At 72.8% G+C, this 16,857-nt stretch carries 16 protein-coding genes; 8 read left to right on the forward strand and 8 right to left on the reverse strand.

Annotation, left to right across the window (positions count from 1 at the left end):
* The first annotated feature begins 150 nt into the window (after positions 1-150).
* The 5 genes from R4Z63_RS02585 to R4Z63_RS02605 all read left to right on the forward strand — a co-directional run bounded on the left by R4Z63_RS02585 (position 151) and on the right by R4Z63_RS02605 (position 5,393).
* Positions 151-1,158, forward strand: a complete 1,008-nt coding sequence (locus tag R4Z63_RS02585; protein WP_384444863.1) for a cation diffusion facilitator family transporter — start codon at positions 151-153, stop codon at positions 1,156-1,158.
* 48 nt (positions 1,159-1,206) lie between these two features.
* Entirely contained in the window at positions 1,207-1,707 is a 501-nt protein-coding gene (locus R4Z63_RS02590) for an NUDIX hydrolase (RefSeq protein ID WP_384444865.1), read from the forward strand.
* A gap of 48 nt (positions 1,708-1,755) precedes the next feature.
* Entirely contained in the window at positions 1,756-3,006 is a 1,251-nt protein-coding gene (locus tag R4Z63_RS02595) for a Tm-1-like ATP-binding domain-containing protein (RefSeq protein WP_384444867.1), read from the forward strand.
* Between the two features lie 135 nt (positions 3,007-3,141).
* Positions 3,142-4,785 carry a serine/threonine-protein kinase gene (locus tag R4Z63_RS02600; protein ID WP_384444869.1) on the forward strand — a complete coding sequence of 548 codons (1,644 nt, stop codon included), beginning with the start codon at positions 3,142-3,144 and terminating at the stop codon, positions 4,783-4,785.
* On the forward strand, positions 4,782-5,393 hold the full coding sequence (locus R4Z63_RS02605; protein WP_384444871.1) for a hypothetical protein: 612 nt from the start codon (positions 4,782-4,784) through the stop codon (positions 5,391-5,393). Before R4Z63_RS02600 ends, R4Z63_RS02605 begins: the two co-directional genes overlap by 4 nt.
* A 156-nt stretch (positions 5,394-5,549) precedes the next feature.
* On the opposite strand, the gene R4Z63_RS02610 is transcribed toward R4Z63_RS02605, so the two are convergent.
* Complete coding sequence (locus tag R4Z63_RS02610; protein ID WP_384444873.1) at positions 5,550-6,152, reverse strand: TetR/AcrR family transcriptional regulator; 603 nt, start codon at positions 6,150-6,152, stop codon at positions 5,550-5,552.
* Between the two features lie 126 nt (positions 6,153-6,278).
* Between R4Z63_RS02610 and R4Z63_RS02615 the strand changes: the two genes are divergently transcribed.
* Positions 6,279-7,772, forward strand: a complete 1,494-nt coding sequence (locus R4Z63_RS02615) for an amidase (RefSeq protein ID WP_384445015.1) — start codon at positions 6,279-6,281, stop codon at positions 7,770-7,772.
* Here the strand turns inward: R4Z63_RS02615 and R4Z63_RS02620 are convergent.
* From R4Z63_RS02620 to R4Z63_RS02630, 3 genes are read right to left on the reverse strand one after another with little or no spacing between them, the layout of a single operon-like run.
* Positions 7,762-8,673, reverse strand: a complete 912-nt coding sequence (locus R4Z63_RS02620) for a transporter substrate-binding domain-containing protein (protein ID WP_384444875.1) — start codon at positions 8,671-8,673, stop codon at positions 7,762-7,764. The genes R4Z63_RS02615 and R4Z63_RS02620 overlap by 11 nt on opposite strands.
* Positions 8,674-8,682: 9 nt before the next feature.
* Positions 8,683-9,423 (reverse strand): hypothetical protein, encoded by a 741-nt coding sequence (locus R4Z63_RS02625; RefSeq protein WP_384444877.1) that lies wholly within the window; start codon positions 9,421-9,423, stop codon positions 8,683-8,685.
* Positions 9,420-9,857 (reverse strand): hypothetical protein, encoded by a 438-nt coding sequence (locus tag R4Z63_RS02630; protein ID WP_384444879.1) that lies wholly within the window; start codon positions 9,855-9,857, stop codon positions 9,420-9,422. The genes R4Z63_RS02625 and R4Z63_RS02630 overlap by 4 nt, the downstream gene beginning before the upstream one ends.
* Positions 9,858-10,332: 475 nt before the next feature.
* Between R4Z63_RS02630 and R4Z63_RS02635 the strand changes: the two genes are divergently transcribed.
* Positions 10,333-11,790, forward strand: a complete 1,458-nt coding sequence (locus tag R4Z63_RS02635; protein ID WP_384445017.1) for a hypothetical protein — start codon at positions 10,333-10,335, stop codon at positions 11,788-11,790.
* 164 nt (positions 11,791-11,954) lie between these two features.
* Entirely contained in the window at positions 11,955-12,731 is a 777-nt protein-coding gene (locus R4Z63_RS02640; protein WP_384444881.1) for a trypsin-like serine peptidase, read from the forward strand.
* A 36-nt stretch (positions 12,732-12,767) separates the two neighbouring features.
* Here R4Z63_RS02640 and R4Z63_RS02645 read toward each other — a convergent pair whose 3' ends face one another.
* The 4 genes from R4Z63_RS02645 to R4Z63_RS02660 all read right to left on the reverse strand — a co-directional run bounded on the left by R4Z63_RS02645 (position 12,768) and on the right by R4Z63_RS02660 (position 16,857).
* Positions 12,768-13,988 carry an acyltransferase family protein gene (locus tag R4Z63_RS02645; RefSeq protein ID WP_384444883.1) on the reverse strand — a complete coding sequence of 407 codons (1,221 nt, stop codon included), beginning with the start codon at positions 13,986-13,988 and terminating at the stop codon, positions 12,768-12,770.
* A gap of 106 nt (positions 13,989-14,094) precedes the next feature.
* Positions 14,095-14,592, reverse strand: a complete 498-nt coding sequence (locus tag R4Z63_RS02650) for an NUDIX hydrolase (protein ID WP_384444885.1) — start codon at positions 14,590-14,592, stop codon at positions 14,095-14,097.
* Positions 14,593-14,627: 35 nt separating this feature from the next.
* Complete coding sequence (lnt, locus tag R4Z63_RS02655) at positions 14,628-16,280, reverse strand: apolipoprotein N-acyltransferase (RefSeq protein WP_384444887.1); 1,653 nt, start codon at positions 16,278-16,280, stop codon at positions 14,628-14,630.
* Positions 16,281-16,341: 61 nt separating this feature from the next.
* Complete coding sequence (locus R4Z63_RS02660; protein WP_037921823.1) at positions 16,342-16,857, reverse strand: hypothetical protein; 516 nt, start codon at positions 16,855-16,857, stop codon at positions 16,342-16,344.

Raw genomic sequence — 16,857 nt, forward strand, 5'->3', positions numbered from 1 at the left:
TGGCAGCGGCCGGATGAAACCGCAGGTCAGAGGCCTCTTATGGGGAATGACAACGGTCCCCGTTGCAGCCTTTGCCCATCACGTCCGGGTGCGCTTCACTTCACGCGACGGGAACCGAACAAACGGCTGCCGCGACGCGAAGGGGATGCCATGACCGGGCACGACCACGGGCACGACGACCACGGCCACGGGCCCGGCGGCCACAGCCACGGCGTGTCCGCCGACGCCGACCGCCGCTGGCTGGCCATCGCGCTCGGCCTGATCGGCGGGTTCATGGCCGTCGAGGTGGTCATCGGCGTCATGGCGCACTCGCTGGCTCTGATCTCCGACGCGGCCCACATGCTGACGGACGCCGTCTCGATCGTCCTCGCGCTGATCGCGATGAGGCTGGCCGCCCGCCCGGCCCGCGGCGGATTCACGTACGGCCTCAAGCGGGCGGAGATACTGTCCGCCCAGGCCAACGGCCTGACGCTGCTGCTGCTGGCCGCCTGGCTGGCGTACGAAGCGGTGCGCAGGCTGATGGACCCGCCGCCGGTGGAGGGCGGGCTGGTCCTGGTGACGGCCCTGGCGGGCATCGTCGTCAACGTGGCCGCGGCCTGGTGCATCTCCCGGGCGAACCGCTCGTCGCTGGCAGTGGAGGGCGCCTACCAGCACGTCCTGAACGACCTGTTCGCCTTCATCGGAACGGGCGTCGCCGGTCTGGTCGTCATGACGACCGGGTTCCGGCAGGCCGACGCGATCGCCACGCTCGTGGTCGTGGCCCTGATGGTCAGGGCGGGCTACGGACTGGTCCGCGACTCCGGGCGGATCTTCCTGGAGGCCGCGCCCGCCCATGTGGACCCGGACGCGGTCGGCGACCGCCTCGTCGGGCACCCGCCGGTCGCCGAGGTGCACGACCTGCACATCTGGACGATCACCTCGGGACAGGCCGCGCTCTCCGCACACGTACTGGTCGAACCGGCGGGCGACTGCCACGCCGTACGCCGGGAGCTGGAGCGGCTACTGGACGAGGAGTACGGGATCACCCACACCACGCTGCAGGTGGACCACGTGCAGGACTCCCTCCTCTCGGTCGGCCGGCGGGGCGAGGCCGCCTACGACCCGCACTGCGCGGACGCGCACGGACCGGTCCACCGGGAGGGCCCGCACGACCACTGACCAGTGCACGACCACTGACCCGCGCCGGTACGGGGCATGTATGGGCCCATGACGAACAAGCGCAGCGCCGGACTGCTCCTCTTCCGGCGGACGGACGGGGCGGGGGCGCGGGCGCCCTCGCGGCCGGGGCCCGGGGTCGAGGTCCTGCTTGGGCACATGGGCGGCCCGTTGTGGTCGGGGAGGACCTCCGGGGACTGGGCCATCCCCAAGGGCGAGTACGGGCCGGAGGAGACCCCGCGCGACGCCGCCCGCCGGGAGTTCACCGAAGAGATCGGCCTGCCCCCGCCGGAGGGCGAGTACCTGCCGCTGGGCGAGGTACGGCTCTCCAGCGGGAAGCTGGTGACCATCTGGGCGGTGGAGGCGGACCTCGATCCGGCGCTCATGGTGCCGGGGACCTTCACCCTGGAGTGGCCCCCGCGTTCGGGGAACGTCCAGGAGTTCCCGGAGCTGGACCGGGTCGCCTGGTGCACTCCCGAGATGGCGCAGAGCATGCTGATCCCTGCGCAGCTCCCCTTCCTGGAAAGACTGTTGGCGCTGATGAAGGCTTGACCAGAGCTCGTACTTGCCAACGTTCCCGCATGCCTGGACATTGCAGCTATGACGAACGTCGTGCTGGTGGGAACCCTGGACACCAAGGGTGTGGAGTACGGCTGGCTGCGCGAGCGGCTGCTGCGGGCCGGCGTCGAAGTGGTACTGGTCGACACGGGGGTCATGGGTGAACCCCGGGTCGCCGCGGACGTACCGCGCGCTGCCGTGGCCCGGGCCGCGGGAACCGAACTGTCCCTCCTGCGATCGGCCGCCGACCGGGGCGCGGCCGTGACCACGATGGCCCGGGGCGCCGAGGCGACCCTGCTGCGCCTGCACGCCGAGGGCCGGCTGCACGGAGTCCTGGCGATCGGCGGCAGCGGCGGTACCTCCATCGCCACCCGGGCGATGCGCGCGCTGCCGCTGGGCGTCCCGAAACTGATGGTCTCGTCCATGGCGTCCGGGGACACCGCCCCGTACGTGGGCACCTCGGACATCACGATGATGTACAGCGTGGTGGACATCGCGGGGATCAACAGCGTCTCCGCACCGATCCTGGCGAACGCCGTGGCGGCCATCGCCGGGATGGCCGGATCCTTCGCCCGCGGCTCGGCGGAGCGCCCGGCGCGGCTGGGGGCGGGCCCCCGTCCGCTGGTCGCGGCGAGCATGGCTGGTGTGACCACGTCCGGCGTGGACGCGGCGCGCGAGCGACTGACCGAACTCGGCTACGAGGTGCTCGTCTTCCACGTGACCGGTACCGGAGGCCGGACGCTGGAGAGCCTGGCGGCCCAGGGGGTCTTCGCCGGGGTGCTCGACCTGACCCTCAGCGAACTCGCCGACGACCTGTGCGGGGGCGTGCTGACCGCGGGTCCCGACCGGCTCAGCGCGGCAGGCCGGGCGGGCGTGCCCCAGGTGGTGAGCCTGGGCGCGCTGGACATGGTGAAGTTCGGCCCGCTGGAGTCCCTGCCCCAGCGGGTCCTGGACCGGGGCGTCCACGTCCACAACCCGTCGATCACGGTGATCCGCACCAGCGAGGCCGAGTGCGCGGAGCTCGGCCGCCGGGTCGCCGCCAAACTCCGCGCGGCGACCGGGCACACGGCCGTCTGCGTCCCGCTCCGCGGACTGTCCACACTCGGCGCGCCGGGCGGCCCGTACCATGACCCCCGCGCGGACGGGGCACTGTTCTCGGCACTGCGCGAGGGCTTGCGGGGCAGTGCCGTACGGCTCTACGACTACGACACGCACATCAACGACCCGGCCTTCGGGCGGGCGGCCGCGGACCGGCTGCACGCCATGATCGGCGCGGAGTCGACCGCGGCCTGAGACACCGCACACCGTCGGGAACCGGCCGTGGCCCGCAACACGTCCCATGGGGAGTCCGGGCCGGCCGGTGACATGGGCGGATCCGGCGTCGCACGGCAGGCAGCAGGCAGAGGCAGCAGGCAGGGGGCAGGAACGATGAACGACACGCGGGCGGCATGGTCTGTCCCCGGTTACACCGAGGTCCGCGAGCTCGGCTCGGGCGGCAGCGGCCGGGTGGTGCTCGCCGTCCACGACGCCACGGGCACGGCGGTCGCCGTCAAGTACCTCAGCGACCGGCTGCGCGAGGACCCCGCCTTCGTCGGGGAGTTCCGCGCCGAGGCCCGGCTGCTCGGCGGGCTGGAGTCTCCGTACGTGGTGCGCCTGTACGAGTACGTGGAGGCGCCCGGCGGCGCCGCCATCGTGATGGAGCTGGTGGACGGCGTCTCGTTGCGCGCGCTGCTCAAGCAGTCCGGCCAGGCCGACGCCGAGGCCGCGCTGGTGGTCCTCAAGGGGTCCCTGCTGGGCCTGGCGTCGGCGCACCGGACGGGCGTCGTGCACCGGGACTACAAGCCGGAGAACGTGCTGGTCGCGGCCGACGGCTCGTCGAAGCTGGTGGACTTCGGGATCGCGGCGAACCGCGGCAGCACCCCCGGTGTCGCCGGCACTCCCGCCTACATGGCGCCCGAGCAGTGGCAGGGCCGGCCCGCGTCGCCCGCCGCCGACGTGTACGCGGCCACGGCAACGTTCTTCGAGTGCCTCACCGGGCGCAAGCCCTACGACGGGCAGAACTTCGCCGAGCTCGCGGTCCAGCACATCGAGGCCCCGGTGCCGGAGACCGAGGCCCCGGAGCCCGTGCGTCCGCTGATCCGGCGCGGTCTCGCCAAGGCGCCCGAGCAGCGGCCGGAGAACGCCGAAGCGTTCGTGGCCGAACTGGAGGACGTGGCGCTGGCCGCGTACGGGCCTGATTGGGAGGAACGCGGGCAGCGCAAGCTGGCGGCGCTGGCCGCGCTGCTGCCGCTGCTGTTCCCTTCGGCGGGCGGGTCGGCGGCGGGCACCACCGCCGTGGCGACGACGAAGGTGGAGAGCGGCTCGGGCTGGGCTCCCGGCAAGCGCGGCTGGATCGCGGCGGGGGTGTCCCTGGTCCTGGGGGCGGTGCTGGTGTTGACGACGGACGCGAGCGGCGCCGCCCCGGGCGGGGCGTCGGCGCTGAGCGCCTTCGCCACGACGAGCGCGGCCCCTCCCGGGTCGGCCTCCCCCACCCCCGACGCGTCCGCTTCGGCCTCGCCGTCGCCGTCGCCGAGTCCGAGCGCTTCGGCCTCGCCGAGCCCCTCGCCGTCCGCTTCCCCGTCCGCTTCCCCGTCCGCCTCGACCTGGCCGTCGCCGTCGCCGTCGCTGTCGCTGTCGCCGAGTCCCACGACCGGGCGGCCGACGGTGAGCTGGTCTCCCACGCCCCGGCCCACGCCGACGCCGACCCTGCGGGTCACGAACGTCTCCGTGTCCCTCAAGACCGGCGTCTACCACGGCGATGCGGGCATCACGGTCTCCTCCCAGGGCACCGGGCCGGTGACCGTGGTGGTGGAGTGGTTCCTCGGCGGCTCTCAGGGTTCCTTCTCCGTGCCCGACGGCAGCGAGTCGTTCACGGTCGAGGGCGGTTCGACCGCCACCGCGACCAGGTCGCACACCTTCAGCCGTGACCGCGGCTGCTACGGCGGGGTCCGGGTGACCACCAAGCCCACCGCCGGGAACAAGTCCGCGTCGGCCTCGCAGTACCTGGCCCGCTGCGTGGAGGTGCCACGATGAGCGGTTCCCGCGCCCCCGAGGGCGACGACTACAGCGCGACCGTCCTGGGCAGCCACTGGTTCAGCGGACCGCCCGGTCCGCCGGAGCCGGTGGCGCCCGACCGCGTCGAGGGGTCCGTACTCCGCTTCGGGCCCGGGGTCACGGCGGCCATGCCCGCACCGTTCCCGCTGGACGCGGCCGTGGCCGTGGCCGCCGCACCCCGGCGGCGACGGGGTGCGGGGCTGCGCCGGTACGCACTCGCCGCAACCGTGCTGGCCGCGGTCCTGGCGTACCTCGGGTGGCAGCGGTTCGGGCCCGGGATCGAGGTCCGCGACGTGGCCGTGAGCACCGATCCGGCCGGTCCCGGCTGCGACGGGACCGCCGACGTGGTGGCCGTCGTGGCCACCGACGGCCGCCCGGGAACGCTCGCCTACCGCTGGGTCCGCAGCGACGGCACCAAGTCCGAGAAACTGACGGAACGGGTTCCACGCGGGCAGCGCGAGGCCAGGCTGCACCTGCTGTGGACGTTCCGGGGCGCGGGCACCTACCAGGCCAAGGCCGAGCTCCAACTGCTGTCGCCCGGGCAGCGCACGGCCTCGGTGCACTTCACGTACCGCTGCGCCCCGTAGCAGGCACGCGGATGACGGCGGACCGTCGAGGAAGGCCCTGGCAGTGAGCAGGATGGCCAGCCCCGGAAGGGTCATGAAGACGACGAAGCCCGGGCCCCGACGGTAGCCGGACCGCCCGGAGGTGCGTGACGGGGCGTGCGGGCCGCTGACGACCGGTTACTCCCACAGGCGGGCCAGGTGCGCGTGGAGGACGTCGTGCGCTTCGTGCGGGGTGAGGTGGCCGATGAGGACGTGCGCGGTGAGGCCGTCCGCGAGGGCGAGGAGGGTGCGGGCCTCGACGTGGGGATCGAGGCGCACGGCGCCGTCGGCGCGTTCGGAACCCTCGACGGCTTCCGAGATCAGGCGGGTGAACGCCTCGTGCAGGGTTGCGTAGTTCGCCTTCAATATCCCGGCCAGCGACTCGCTGACAGCCGCCTGGGCGACGAAGGCGAGCCAGACCCTGGCCTCGGCCCGGTGCTCTTCCCGGAGCAGTGAGAGCTCGGTGGCTGCGTGGCCCAGGGCGGTGCCGGCCGACTGGGCCGGGCTCCCGAGGAGGCGCGCCTGTACCCGCTCGCCGATTCGCTCGCCGATGTGGCCGAGAGCGAACACGAGCATCTCTTCCTTGGTGCGGAAGCACCGCTGCACCGCGCCCATCGACACCTGGGCGCGGGCGGCGACGTCGCGGAGGGTCACGCCCTCCAGTCCGCGCTCGTCGGCGAGGTGGCACACCGCCTCGGCGATGAGGCGGCGTCGACTCCCGTGGTCCACCTGTCTGGGCATGTCCGACCGCCTTTCGATTCAACCGCGCTCCGCTTCGAGGCGAAGTTTATTCGATGCGAGCGCATCGGTTCCCGGGATATCGTTCCGATGCATACGCATTGGTACGTGGACGAGGAAGGTGCAGCCATGCAGGACGCCCTGTGGAAGATGTCGGCCGCCGCGCAGGCGGAGGCCGTACGCAGCGCAGAAGTCTCGGCCGTGGAACTGGTCGACAGCCACCTGCACCGCATCGCCGAGGTCAACCCTCAGGTGAACGCGGTGACGCAGCTCCTGGCGGAGCGGGCGCGTGAGGCCGCGGCACAGACGGACCGCCGACGAGCCGCCGGTGAAGCGCTGGGGCCCCTCGCGGGGGTGCCCTTCACGGTGAAGGAGAGCACAGCCGTCGAAGGCGTGCCGACCACGTTCGGCACGGAGCGCTTCCGTCATGCGGTGGCGCCGGCCGACGCACCCCCGGTGGCACGGCTGCGCGCGGCCGGAGCCATCCCCATCGGGCACAGCAACATCCCCACCCTGATCCTGGCGGGGATGCACACGCGCAGCGAGCTGTTCGGTGACACGGTCAACCCGTGGGACAGCAGTCGGACCCCGGGCGGCTCCAGCGGGGGCGACGCGGTGGCCGTCGCCACGGGCATGGCAGCGCTCGGCCTCGGCAACGACTCCGGCGGATCGGTGCGCATACCGGCCCAGTTCTGCGGTGTGGCCGGGCTGAAGCCGTCCGCGGGCCGGTTTCCCGCCGACCATCGCGTTCTCGGCCCGGACGACCCGGGCCCGGCGTCCCAGATGCTGGTGACCGACGGCCCGCTGGCCCGCAGCGTGGGCGATCTGCGGCTGGCATTCGAGGCGCTGGCCGGGACCGATCCGCGAGACCCGCGGGCCGTGCCGGTGCCCGCCTACGGCGAACCGCTCCCCGGAGGTGTGAAGGTCGCGGTCGTGGCGGACCCCGGCGGGCACGGCGTCCACCCCGCGATTCGCGGAGCCGTCGCGTCCGCGGCCGATGCGCTCCGCAACGCCGGATACGACGTGCGCGAGGTACCGGACGTACCGCGGATGGCGGAGGCGCTGGAGGCGTACGGCCGGATCACCGTGACCGAGTTCGCCCCGAGCTGGCCGGTGGTGCGCGGACTGCTCGGCACGGGCGGGGACCGCTATATCGGGATGGCGATGGAGCAGACCCCGCCCGCAAGCGCGGAGGAGCTCATGAAGCTGATGGGCACCTGGCTGAACATCCGCCGTTCCTGGGCCGAATTCCTCGACGAGTACCCGCTGTTGCTCGGCCCGGTCTTCACCGAGCCGCCGGTCGAGCCGGGGCTGGAATCGCGCGACAGGTCAGGCAGGGACCGTGTCGCGTCGGGAATGCGCCTGTGCACGGTGACCAGCTTCGTGGGCGTACCCGGTGTGGCCGTGCCGACCGGGACGGCCGACGGGCTCCCCTGCGGAGTGCAGATCGTCGGGCGCGCGTTCCGGGAGGACCTGTGCCTGGACGCGGCCCAGGCGGTCGAGGACCGACTCGGAGTTCTCGCGCCGGTCGACCCCCGCGTGGGAGCCCGGGCCGGGGAACGGGCCCGCGCGGTCCACCGGCAGCTGCCAGGACGCGATCGCGCCCGGCCGCTCAAGGGCTGATGCCGTCGCGGCACGTGCGTGCTTCGATCTCCGCTTCGCTCGGCTTGTGCTTGCTGATCCAGCCCGTGTCCGCAGCGGTGAGAGCGGGCAGGGAGGTCTCCACGTCCCGGGTCCAGGTACTGGTGCCGACATATTCCTTCAGCCAGTCCTTGAGCTTCCGGCAGTCCTTCCGGTGCCCCTTCGGCAGGCCGATCCCGTAGTGCTGCGGCGTCCCGATGGTCGCGTCGGGGACGACGCGCAGCCCGTCGTCCTCGTAGTGCCGGGCGAAGCCGTAGAGGATCGTCTGGTCGGTGGAGACCGCCTGTACCTCGTGGGCGAGGAGTTGCTCGATGCAGTCCGAGGCGTCGGTGAGGACGACCGGTTCGGCGTGGACGGTGTTCTCGATGTCGTCCAGTGCTTCCTTCGAGGTGGTCCCTTCCCAGGTGCAGATCCTCATGCCGCTGAGATCGGAGAGGTGTTGTACGTGGGCACTGTCAGGACCGACGAGAAACCCCTGCCTGGTCTTGAGATAGGGCCCGACGAAATCGATCAGCTTCATCCGCTCCGCCGTGATGGAGAACGAGGCGATGACCATGTCGGCCCTTCCCTCACGGAGTTGGGTGACCCTGCCACCCGAGGCGACGTCCAAGGGATCGGTGAAGGGGACGGGGTGGAGTTCCTCCTTGACGTGCTGGAAGACGAGGAAGTCCAGTCCGGAGCGGTCGTAGTTCTCGGAGTACGACATGCCTGGCAGGTCGTTGTGTGTGGCGACCGTGATGCGCGGCATGCCGAGGAATTCCGGTTCGGGTTCCTCGGAGGAGCACGAGGCGAGGCTCAGCAGTAGGGCCAGGACGGCGGCCGACCTGCCGATCCGGCCGGGCTGCCGGAGGGACGGGGGTGGCTTCGGGGACGTGGCGGGCACGGGATCCTCTCAGTCGTGCAGGACGGCTTCGGCGACGGACACGTTCATCCGGCACCCCTCTTCGGCCCACAGGGTGATCTGCACTTCGATCCGGCCTTGGAGACCACCCAGCGGGAAGTCGGCCGTCCGGCCGCTGCGCATCTCCTTGACCCGGGTGGCGGCACGGTCACGGAGCTGAGCGGCGTAGTGGGTCTCCGGATCGCAGAACCCCCGATCCGGATGGGCGTCGGAGATCGTGAGTTTCAGCCGCAGGTGGGCGCGGTCGGTGGGGCCCGCGACGACGAGCGTCAGTTCGGAGCCCGGCGTGACCTCGCCGGGCGGTGTCAGACTGGTGCGGCCGGTGACGTCCTTCTCGCCGTGATCGGAGAGGTGGTCCATGCCGACCGTGCCGGCGACCGCGAGCATCACGGCGGCGGCCGAGATGAGCACGCGCCAGTGCCGGGCCGGACTGTCGCTCCTGGGGTGGGCCAGCCGGGCGAGCGCCAGGACGAGCGAACCGGCGATCGCGAGATACACGGAGAGGAACTGGTGCGGTGGACCGGCGGGGGCGCTGATCAGGGCGTAGCCGTCGAGCATGACAACGAGCAGGAACGGCGGCCAGTTCCAGCCGCCCCAGCGCTTCGCCCGGTCGGCGAACTCGACGACGTCACCGACGAGGACGCTGAGGAACAGCTTGCCGACGAAGCCGATCGCCGGTGAGTTGTCTCCTCGGGTCTGAGCGCTGTGCCGTCCCGCCGGGTTGCCGCTCACTTTCCGGCGCTACCCGGGTCCGGCGCGGTGTTGAAGGTGAAGGTGACCTCGGCCGCCTCGCCGATCGCCGGCGAGTTGTTCCCGTAGGTGGCGACGTGGAACCGCTTGGCCGCGGGGCCGGCCTCGCTGATCTGCCGCTCCAGGGCTCGGGCGCTCAGATCGGTGCCGTCTCCCAGCCACCGGCCGATCGCCCCTTCCAGGAGCTCGCGTTCGTCCCGGGAGAGGGCCTCGATCGCCCGGACGGCGTCGCTGTCACGGCCGGTGGGCTGGTCGTCGCCGCGGTGTAGTGCTCTGTCCAGGAGCTGCCGCCCCCGCTCGACCGCGCCGTCCGCGAGCCTGGTCTGTGCGGAATCGACCAGGGCATGGGCCATGGATGCCGCGGCCGCGCTGACGAAGGGCGCGATCACAGCGGCGGTCGCCACCAGTTCGGACATGGTTCCTCCCGTTTCTTCGCTTTCTCCGCCGGAGTCCGGCCGGACAGCACCCGCCCATGCGTTCGCGCACGGCCAGTTGGCGCCACCTACGCGAGGTGAACCATGTCCCGGGGTGTGCGATCGGTCGGCCGGGGTACGGGTCCGCCAGGATGCGTGTCGCACGCTCATGAAGTCCGCGGGGCCCTTGAAGCGAAGCCCGCGATGGCTCGATCCTTTCAGGAAATAACGTCACGTGTCCCGCGTTTGGCGGAGTCGGCCGCAGCGGCGGAGGCCCGGGGACGCCCGGCGACCGCGGCGTTCGGGAACCGGTGCACGTCGGGCCGGGCATCGCCTGATGCTCCCTGCCGCGAGGCGGGCGGCGGGCGGTGCCGGCGAGCTCGCTCCGCGGTGCGCAACAGGCGGTCGGGGGAGCCTCCGTGGCGTCCCTAGACTGGTGACTTCCGCCGAACGCCAGAGCGAGGAATCCAGCACCTTCATGCGTTGCCACATACCCGCGGCCCGGCGCGGGCCCCTCCTCCTCTGTCTCGTCCCCTTCCTCTGGACCCTGGCGCTCGGCCTGTGGGGACTCTCCCGGCAGGACAGCGTGTGGCGCGACGAGGCGGCGACCTGGCAGGTGGCCGGACGGTCGGCGGGGGAGATCTGGCGGATGCTCGGGAACGTCGACGCCGTCCACGGGCTCTACTACCTCTTGATGCACTGCCTCTTCGAGGTGTTCGGGGCGAGTACGACGACCCTGCGGCTGCCGTCCGTGTTGGCGGTCGCGTGCGCCGCGGTGTGCGTGGCCGTGATCGGGCGGCGCCTGGCGGGTTTCTGGGCGGGGCTCGGGGGCGCCCTGGCGCTCGGACTGCTGCCGGCTGTTCAGTTCTACCTCCAGGAGGGCAGGCCCTACGCACTGGTCGCGGCGGGGGCCGGGCTGTCGGCACTGCTGCTGGTGTCGCTGCTGGAGGATCGGACCGGGCGCCGGACGTGGCCGCGCTGGGCGGCGTACGGGGCGGTCGCGCTGGTGTGCGCGCTGCTGAACTGGCTGTCGCTGCTGGCCCTGCCCGCGCACGCGGCGACCCTGTGGTGGGTGCGGGCGGGGCGCGGGGTGTGGCTGCGCTGGGCGGCGTACGGATCCGGGGCGGTGGCGGGGGCGCTGCCGCTGATCCTGTTCAGCCGGGGCCAGTCCGACCAGGTGTCCTGGATACCGCCGCTGACCTGGCACATGCTGATCGGCCCGGGGATCCTCCTGGCGATCGGCGCACTGGGGGCCTGGGCGGACCGGCCGGACCGGTCCCGGCTCTCGGCGGCGGCGGTGGGGCTGCCGCTGCTGGCGGTACCCCAGGTCGGGCTGATCGGACTGTCGCTGGTCCAGCCGCTGTTCCTGGACCGCTACGTGCTGTTCAGCATGGTGGGGCTGGCGCTGCTGATCGGTGCGGCTCTGGGGGCTGCCGTGCGGGCCTGCGCGCCCCGGTTCCCGAAGGCCTCGGCCCTGCTGGTCCCGGGGGTGGTCGGCGTCTCGGTACTGGCCCTGCTGCCGGTGGAGCTGGGCAAGCGGGATCCGGCCAGCCGGGTCGACGACGTGCTGGCGGTGGCCGGTGAGGTGGCCCGGCTGAAGAGGGACGGGGACGCCGTGCTGTTCGTGCCGGCCGCGCGGCGGGACACGGCGCTGGTCTCCCCGGACGCCTTCTCGGGCCTGACCGACCTGGCGCTGGCCGAGAGCCCGGTGGACTCGGCCACCCTCAAGGGCGAGGAGGCCCAGCCGGAGCGGATCCGTGGGGCGCTGCTGGAGCAGCGGCGGGTGCTGCTGGTGACGGACTCGGCGAAGGTCGCGAAGGCTCCGTCGGCGGCACGGGACAAGGCGAAGGCCACGGTGCTGCGCGAGCGGTTCACGGCAGTGGAGGACCGGCAGGTGCGGGGGCGCCGCGTGACGGTGTACGAGCGCCGGGGCTGATCCCGCACGCCCCGTGCCGCCCGCGCGGCTCGTCCGGCACTGTCCCGTTCGGGACGGCCTCGTCCCGGCATGGGCCGGCCTTCACAACAGCTTCACGGGATTCACAGCGAATTCATACGGAACTCCGCCCTCCGGTCATAGGTTCGGCGGGCAGGGTGGCATGCATGATCCACGAAGCGCTCCCCCGAACGGCCCGGCGCTCCCGTGCGCGGCGGGCATCACGGATCCTGCTCGCACTGACCGCGATGGCCGCGCTGCTCGGCGTGGACCTGCCCGGCACCATGGCCGGACCCCCGCTGGGCGTCACCGCGTGGGCTCCGTCCGGCGCCGAGGCCGACCGGGTGGGCGCGCTGTTCGCGGACGGGTTGGACGGCGGCCACTTCTGCACCGCGGCCGTGGTGCGCAGCGAGGACCGCGATGTGATCGCCACCGCCGCGCACTGCCTGGAGAGCCCGTCCACGACCGTCTTCGCGCCGGGCTACCGGGACGGAAGGGCGCCGTACGGTCTGTGGCGACTCACCGGCGTGTACGTGGCACCGGAGTGGACCGACGGGCAGGACCCGGACGCCGACATCGCCTTCGCGACGGTGGCCCCGGTGGACAGCGGGCGGACGGGCCGCGTCGAGGAACTCGTCGGCGGCTTCCCGATCGCGGCCGAGCAGCCCCCCGGGGCCAGGGTGACGGTCATCGGCTACCCGCGGACGCTGGAGGCCCCACTGCGCTGCGCCAACAGCACCGGCCTACTGTCGCCGACCCAGCGCCGGATCGGCTGCCCCGACCTCAGCAGCGGCACCAGCGGCAGCCCCTGGCTGGTGGACGGTGCCCTGGCCGGGGTGCTGGGGGGCCACGAGGCCGGCGGGACCGTACCGGAGATCTCCTACAGCGCGGTGATGGGCGACCAGGCGGTGGAGCTGTACCGGGAGGCCGCGGTCCGCGGCTGAGGGCGGTACCGGCCGCGGGATCGTGCCGGAGGTGCGTCAGGAACGGCCGGCCGGGACGCGTTCCGCTCCGGGTGCGCAGGGCTGGGCGGGAATCCGGCCGAGCCCGGCACGGCGCGGGGTCCCGCGGCGGATGTCCTGCAACCCGCGCCGCAGGCCGTCCCGCAACCGTCGGCCCAACGGGCGTTCGACGAGGCGGTGGACCAGCCAGGCGAGGACCACCATGAGGGCCGTGACGCCGATCGCCAGCGGCACGGGCGCGACGTCGCGGCGGAAGTGGTGGATGAGGGTCAGCCCGGCCATCATGTGGATCAAGTACAGCGGGTACGTGACCGCTCCGGCGTGCCGGAGCCAGGACCACCGGACGCGGTCGAGGCCACCGAGCGCGACGGCCGCCATGACGGCGAATCCCAGGGCGATGACCACGTGCGCCGGCCAGGCGGGCGTCTGCTCGGCGGCGTCCCTGCCCAGGCTGGAGATCATGCGGGCGTGCACGTGGTGCTGGGCCAGGAGGAACTGCACGCCGACCACGGCCCACAGGACGGCGTTCGGCCGGAAACGGCGCATCAGGTAGAAGGCGATGCCCGCGATGAAGTAGGGGGACGCGGACGGCACCGCGAAGAAGGACAGCAGGCCGTTGTCGACGGCCGGGGCCACGACGCCGGCGAAGGTCCAGACCCCGCAGAAGAGGACACAGTTGCGGTAGGTCACCCCGCGCACGACGACGACGGCGAACAGCACGTAGAACTTGAGCTCGACGAAGAGCGTCCAGTACGCGTCGTCCACGTGGGGGACCCCGATCCCGCCCTGCAGCATCGAGAGGTTCACCACCACGTCGCTCAACGAACCGACCCCGCGCACCTCCGGCCAGGTGAACAGGACGAGTGAGGTGAAGACGACGGCCGCCCAGTAGGCGGGGAAGAGCCGGGAGACCCGTGAGACCGCGAAGTCGCCCACGGTGCGGCCCCAGGCGCTCATGCAGATGACGAAACCGCTGACCAGGAAGAAGATCTCGACGCCGAGCCAGCCGTAGACGGCCAGCGCGTGCGCAGCCGGGAAGACGTCCGCGGCCGGCTTCCCCCAGGCGCTGTCCAGAGCCGCGTAGTGGTAGAAGAGCACGGAGAGCGCGGCGAGGACCCTGATCCCGTCGAGCGCCGCGAGCCGCGGGCCGGGTGTTCCGGCGGGCGGTACCGCAGCGCTCGCGCGCCCGCCCGCCGCCGGTATCCCGGCCGTTGCCGCCTCCGCTGCTCGCACGCTCATCCCTCGACCGCTCCCCGAATGCGTGACGGTCCGCTGCAGACCGCCAGGTCAGCGGAACCCTACAGGCCGGCCGCGCGGGGTCCGCCCGGGGCGGCCGTCATGATCATCACAGCGCGCCCCGGTCCGCAGTCCCGGCCGGGACCTCGAACCAGGTGGGCTCCTCGCGCAAGGACCGGTGGATCCGGTCCAGCGCGAAGGCATCCAGCGGGGGCAGCGCGTCCACGTCGAACCAGCCCACTTCGAGGGACTCGTGGTCGTTGGCCCGCGCCTCACCGCCGGTGGCACGGCAGCGGAAGGTGATGTCCTGGAACTGGCAGACGTCGCCATTGGGGTAGGTCATCCGGTCGAGCATCTGGACGAGGACCACGCGCTCGGGGACGCAGCGCACGGCCGTCTCCTCGTACACCTCGCGCACGGCGGTCTCGGCGGGCTGCTCGCCCGGCTCGGCGATGCCGCCGACCACGGACCAGCGCCCGGTGTCGGAGCGGCGGCCGAGCAGGACCCTGCCCCGGTCGTCGAAGACGATGGCCGTGACCCCGGGCAGGAGCAGCAGCTGGTGCCCGGCGGACTCGCGGATCCGCCGGATGAAATCAGGTGTGGTCATCCCTCGACCCTACGAGGCCGGGGACTCTCCACGTCTCATGCGGCGCGGCCGGCGCGGATCCGGCGGGTGGCGAGTGCGCCGAACCCGCCCGCGGCGAGCAGCAGCAGGGCGTACTCGGGGAGCGGCCCGAGCACGGTGGCCGGAGTGCGGGTCGAGCGCAGCGGGATCTCGGCGACGAGCGCGTCCGCGGTGAACATCTGTGTCTGCGAGACGATCCGACCGTCCGGGCGGATGACGGCGCTGACGCCGCTGGTCACGGGGACGAGGACGGTGCGGCTGTGCTCGACGGCGCGGACCCGGTCCATGGCGAGCTGCTGGTAGGTCATCTGCGTGCGGCCGAAGGTGGCGTTGTTGCTCGGTACGGCGATCACCTGCGCGCCGTCCCGGACGGTCGAGCGGACGGCGTCGTCGAAGGCGGCCTCGAAGCAGGTGACCATGCCCACGCCGCTGCCGGCCATGTCGAAGACGCCGGGCTCCGTGCCGGGGCCGAAGTCGCGGCGTACCCGGTCCACGTCGGAGCTGAAGAGCCGGACGAAGGAGCGCATCGGGATGCGCTCGCCGAAGGGCTGGATCTTGCGCTTGTCGTAGGTCTCCGTGGGGCCCGCGACGGGGTCCCAGAGGATCATCGTGTTGCGCAGCGGGCCGGTCTCCGGGGCGACGACCGCACCGATGGCCACGGGCACGCCGATGGCCTTGACCGCCCGGTCGATGACGGCGTGGGCGTCCGGCTCGGCGTAGGGGTCGAGATCGGAGGAGTTCTCGGGCCAGACCACGAAGTCGGGCCTGGGCACCCGGCCGGCCTCGACGTCCTCGGCGAGCTGGATGGTCCGCTTGACGTGGTTGTCGAGGACGGCCCGGCGCTGGGAGTTGAAGTCGAGACCGAGGCGGGGCACGTTGCCCTGGATGACCGCGGCGACGACGGAGCCGTCCTCGGCGGCGTCCGAGACCAGCGGCCGGGCGGCGAGGGCCGCGGCGACGGGGGCGGCGACGGTGAGGGCGGTCAGCGCGGCGGTGGTGCGGCCGGGGTGGCGCCGGACGAGGCGCACGGCCGCGTAGAGGCCGAATCCGCAGAGGGCCACGCCGAAGGAGAGCAGCGGTGTGCCGCCCAGTGCGGCGAGCGGGGTGAAGACGCCGTCTGCCTGTCCGAAGGCGAGCTTGCCCCAGGGGAACCCGCCGAAGGGGACCCGGGCACGCAGGGCCTCGCCCGCGACCCAGACGGCGGCGGCGAAGACCGGCCAGGCCGGGAGCCGGCCGACGAGGGCGATGCCCAGGCCGGTCAGGCCGATGAAGAGGGCTTCGAGGAAGGCCAGCGCGAGCCAGGGCACCGGGCCGACCTCCTCACCGGTCCAGACGAGGAGCGGCAGCAGGTAGCCGAGGCCGGCGAGGGTGCCGAGTCCGAAGCCGGCCCGCGGGCGGCGCCCGTGCAGGCAGCCCGCGAGCAGGGCGAGGGCGAGCGGGGCCAGCCACCACAGCGGGCGGGGCGGGAAGCTGAGGTACAGCAGGACGCCGGACAGCGCCGCGAGCGCGGCCCGGACCGGCGCGGCGCCCCGGCGCGGCGGTGCGGCCGTGGTGGCCGGCGCGGGCCCGTCGGCGGGGGGCGTCACGGACGGCGTCCTGGGCTCGGCCGGTCCGCCGGCGGGCTGCGGGGGCTCGTTCGAGGCGGCCTCGCGCGTCACACTGCTGCTCATCTGGCGGAGTGTACGTCCCCGCGGCTTCGGATCGGGCAGGCGCCTCGGTCCGCCGGCGGTATCAGCCGGCGAGACTGCGCAGATGGGCGCGGATGACGCGGACGGCGTTCTCGGCGTCGTCGACGGTGACCGTGAAGAGCTTGCCGTCGACGAGCCTCAGTTCGAAGCCCTCGCCGCGCCGGACGATCACCGCGGTGCCCTTCTCCGGGCGCCAGCGGTACCCCCAGCCGCCCCAGTTCTGCGGGGTGATCCGGGGGAGGAACTCGGCCGAGGCCACGTCCGCGAGATCGATCCTGCGGCGGGGGAGCCCGATGTGGCCGCAGCGCACGTAGAGGCTTCGGGCATCGATGGTGACGGCGACGTGCACGAAGGCGACCGTGCCGTAGACCATGAGCAGTCCGGCGGCTAGGCAGCCGGTCACCGCCATGAGCAGGGGGACGAAGCCGGAGGTCCAGGCGTTGTCGACGGCCAGCTCGACGCCGAGTGCCACGCAGGCGGCTCCGACCGCCGCGAGCAGCCACTGCATGGGGTTGGAGGCCCGGCCCGTCCAGAGCGGACCAGGAGGGTGACCCGTCAT

Source organism: Streptomyces sp. PL-29 (genome assembly GCF_058344425.1).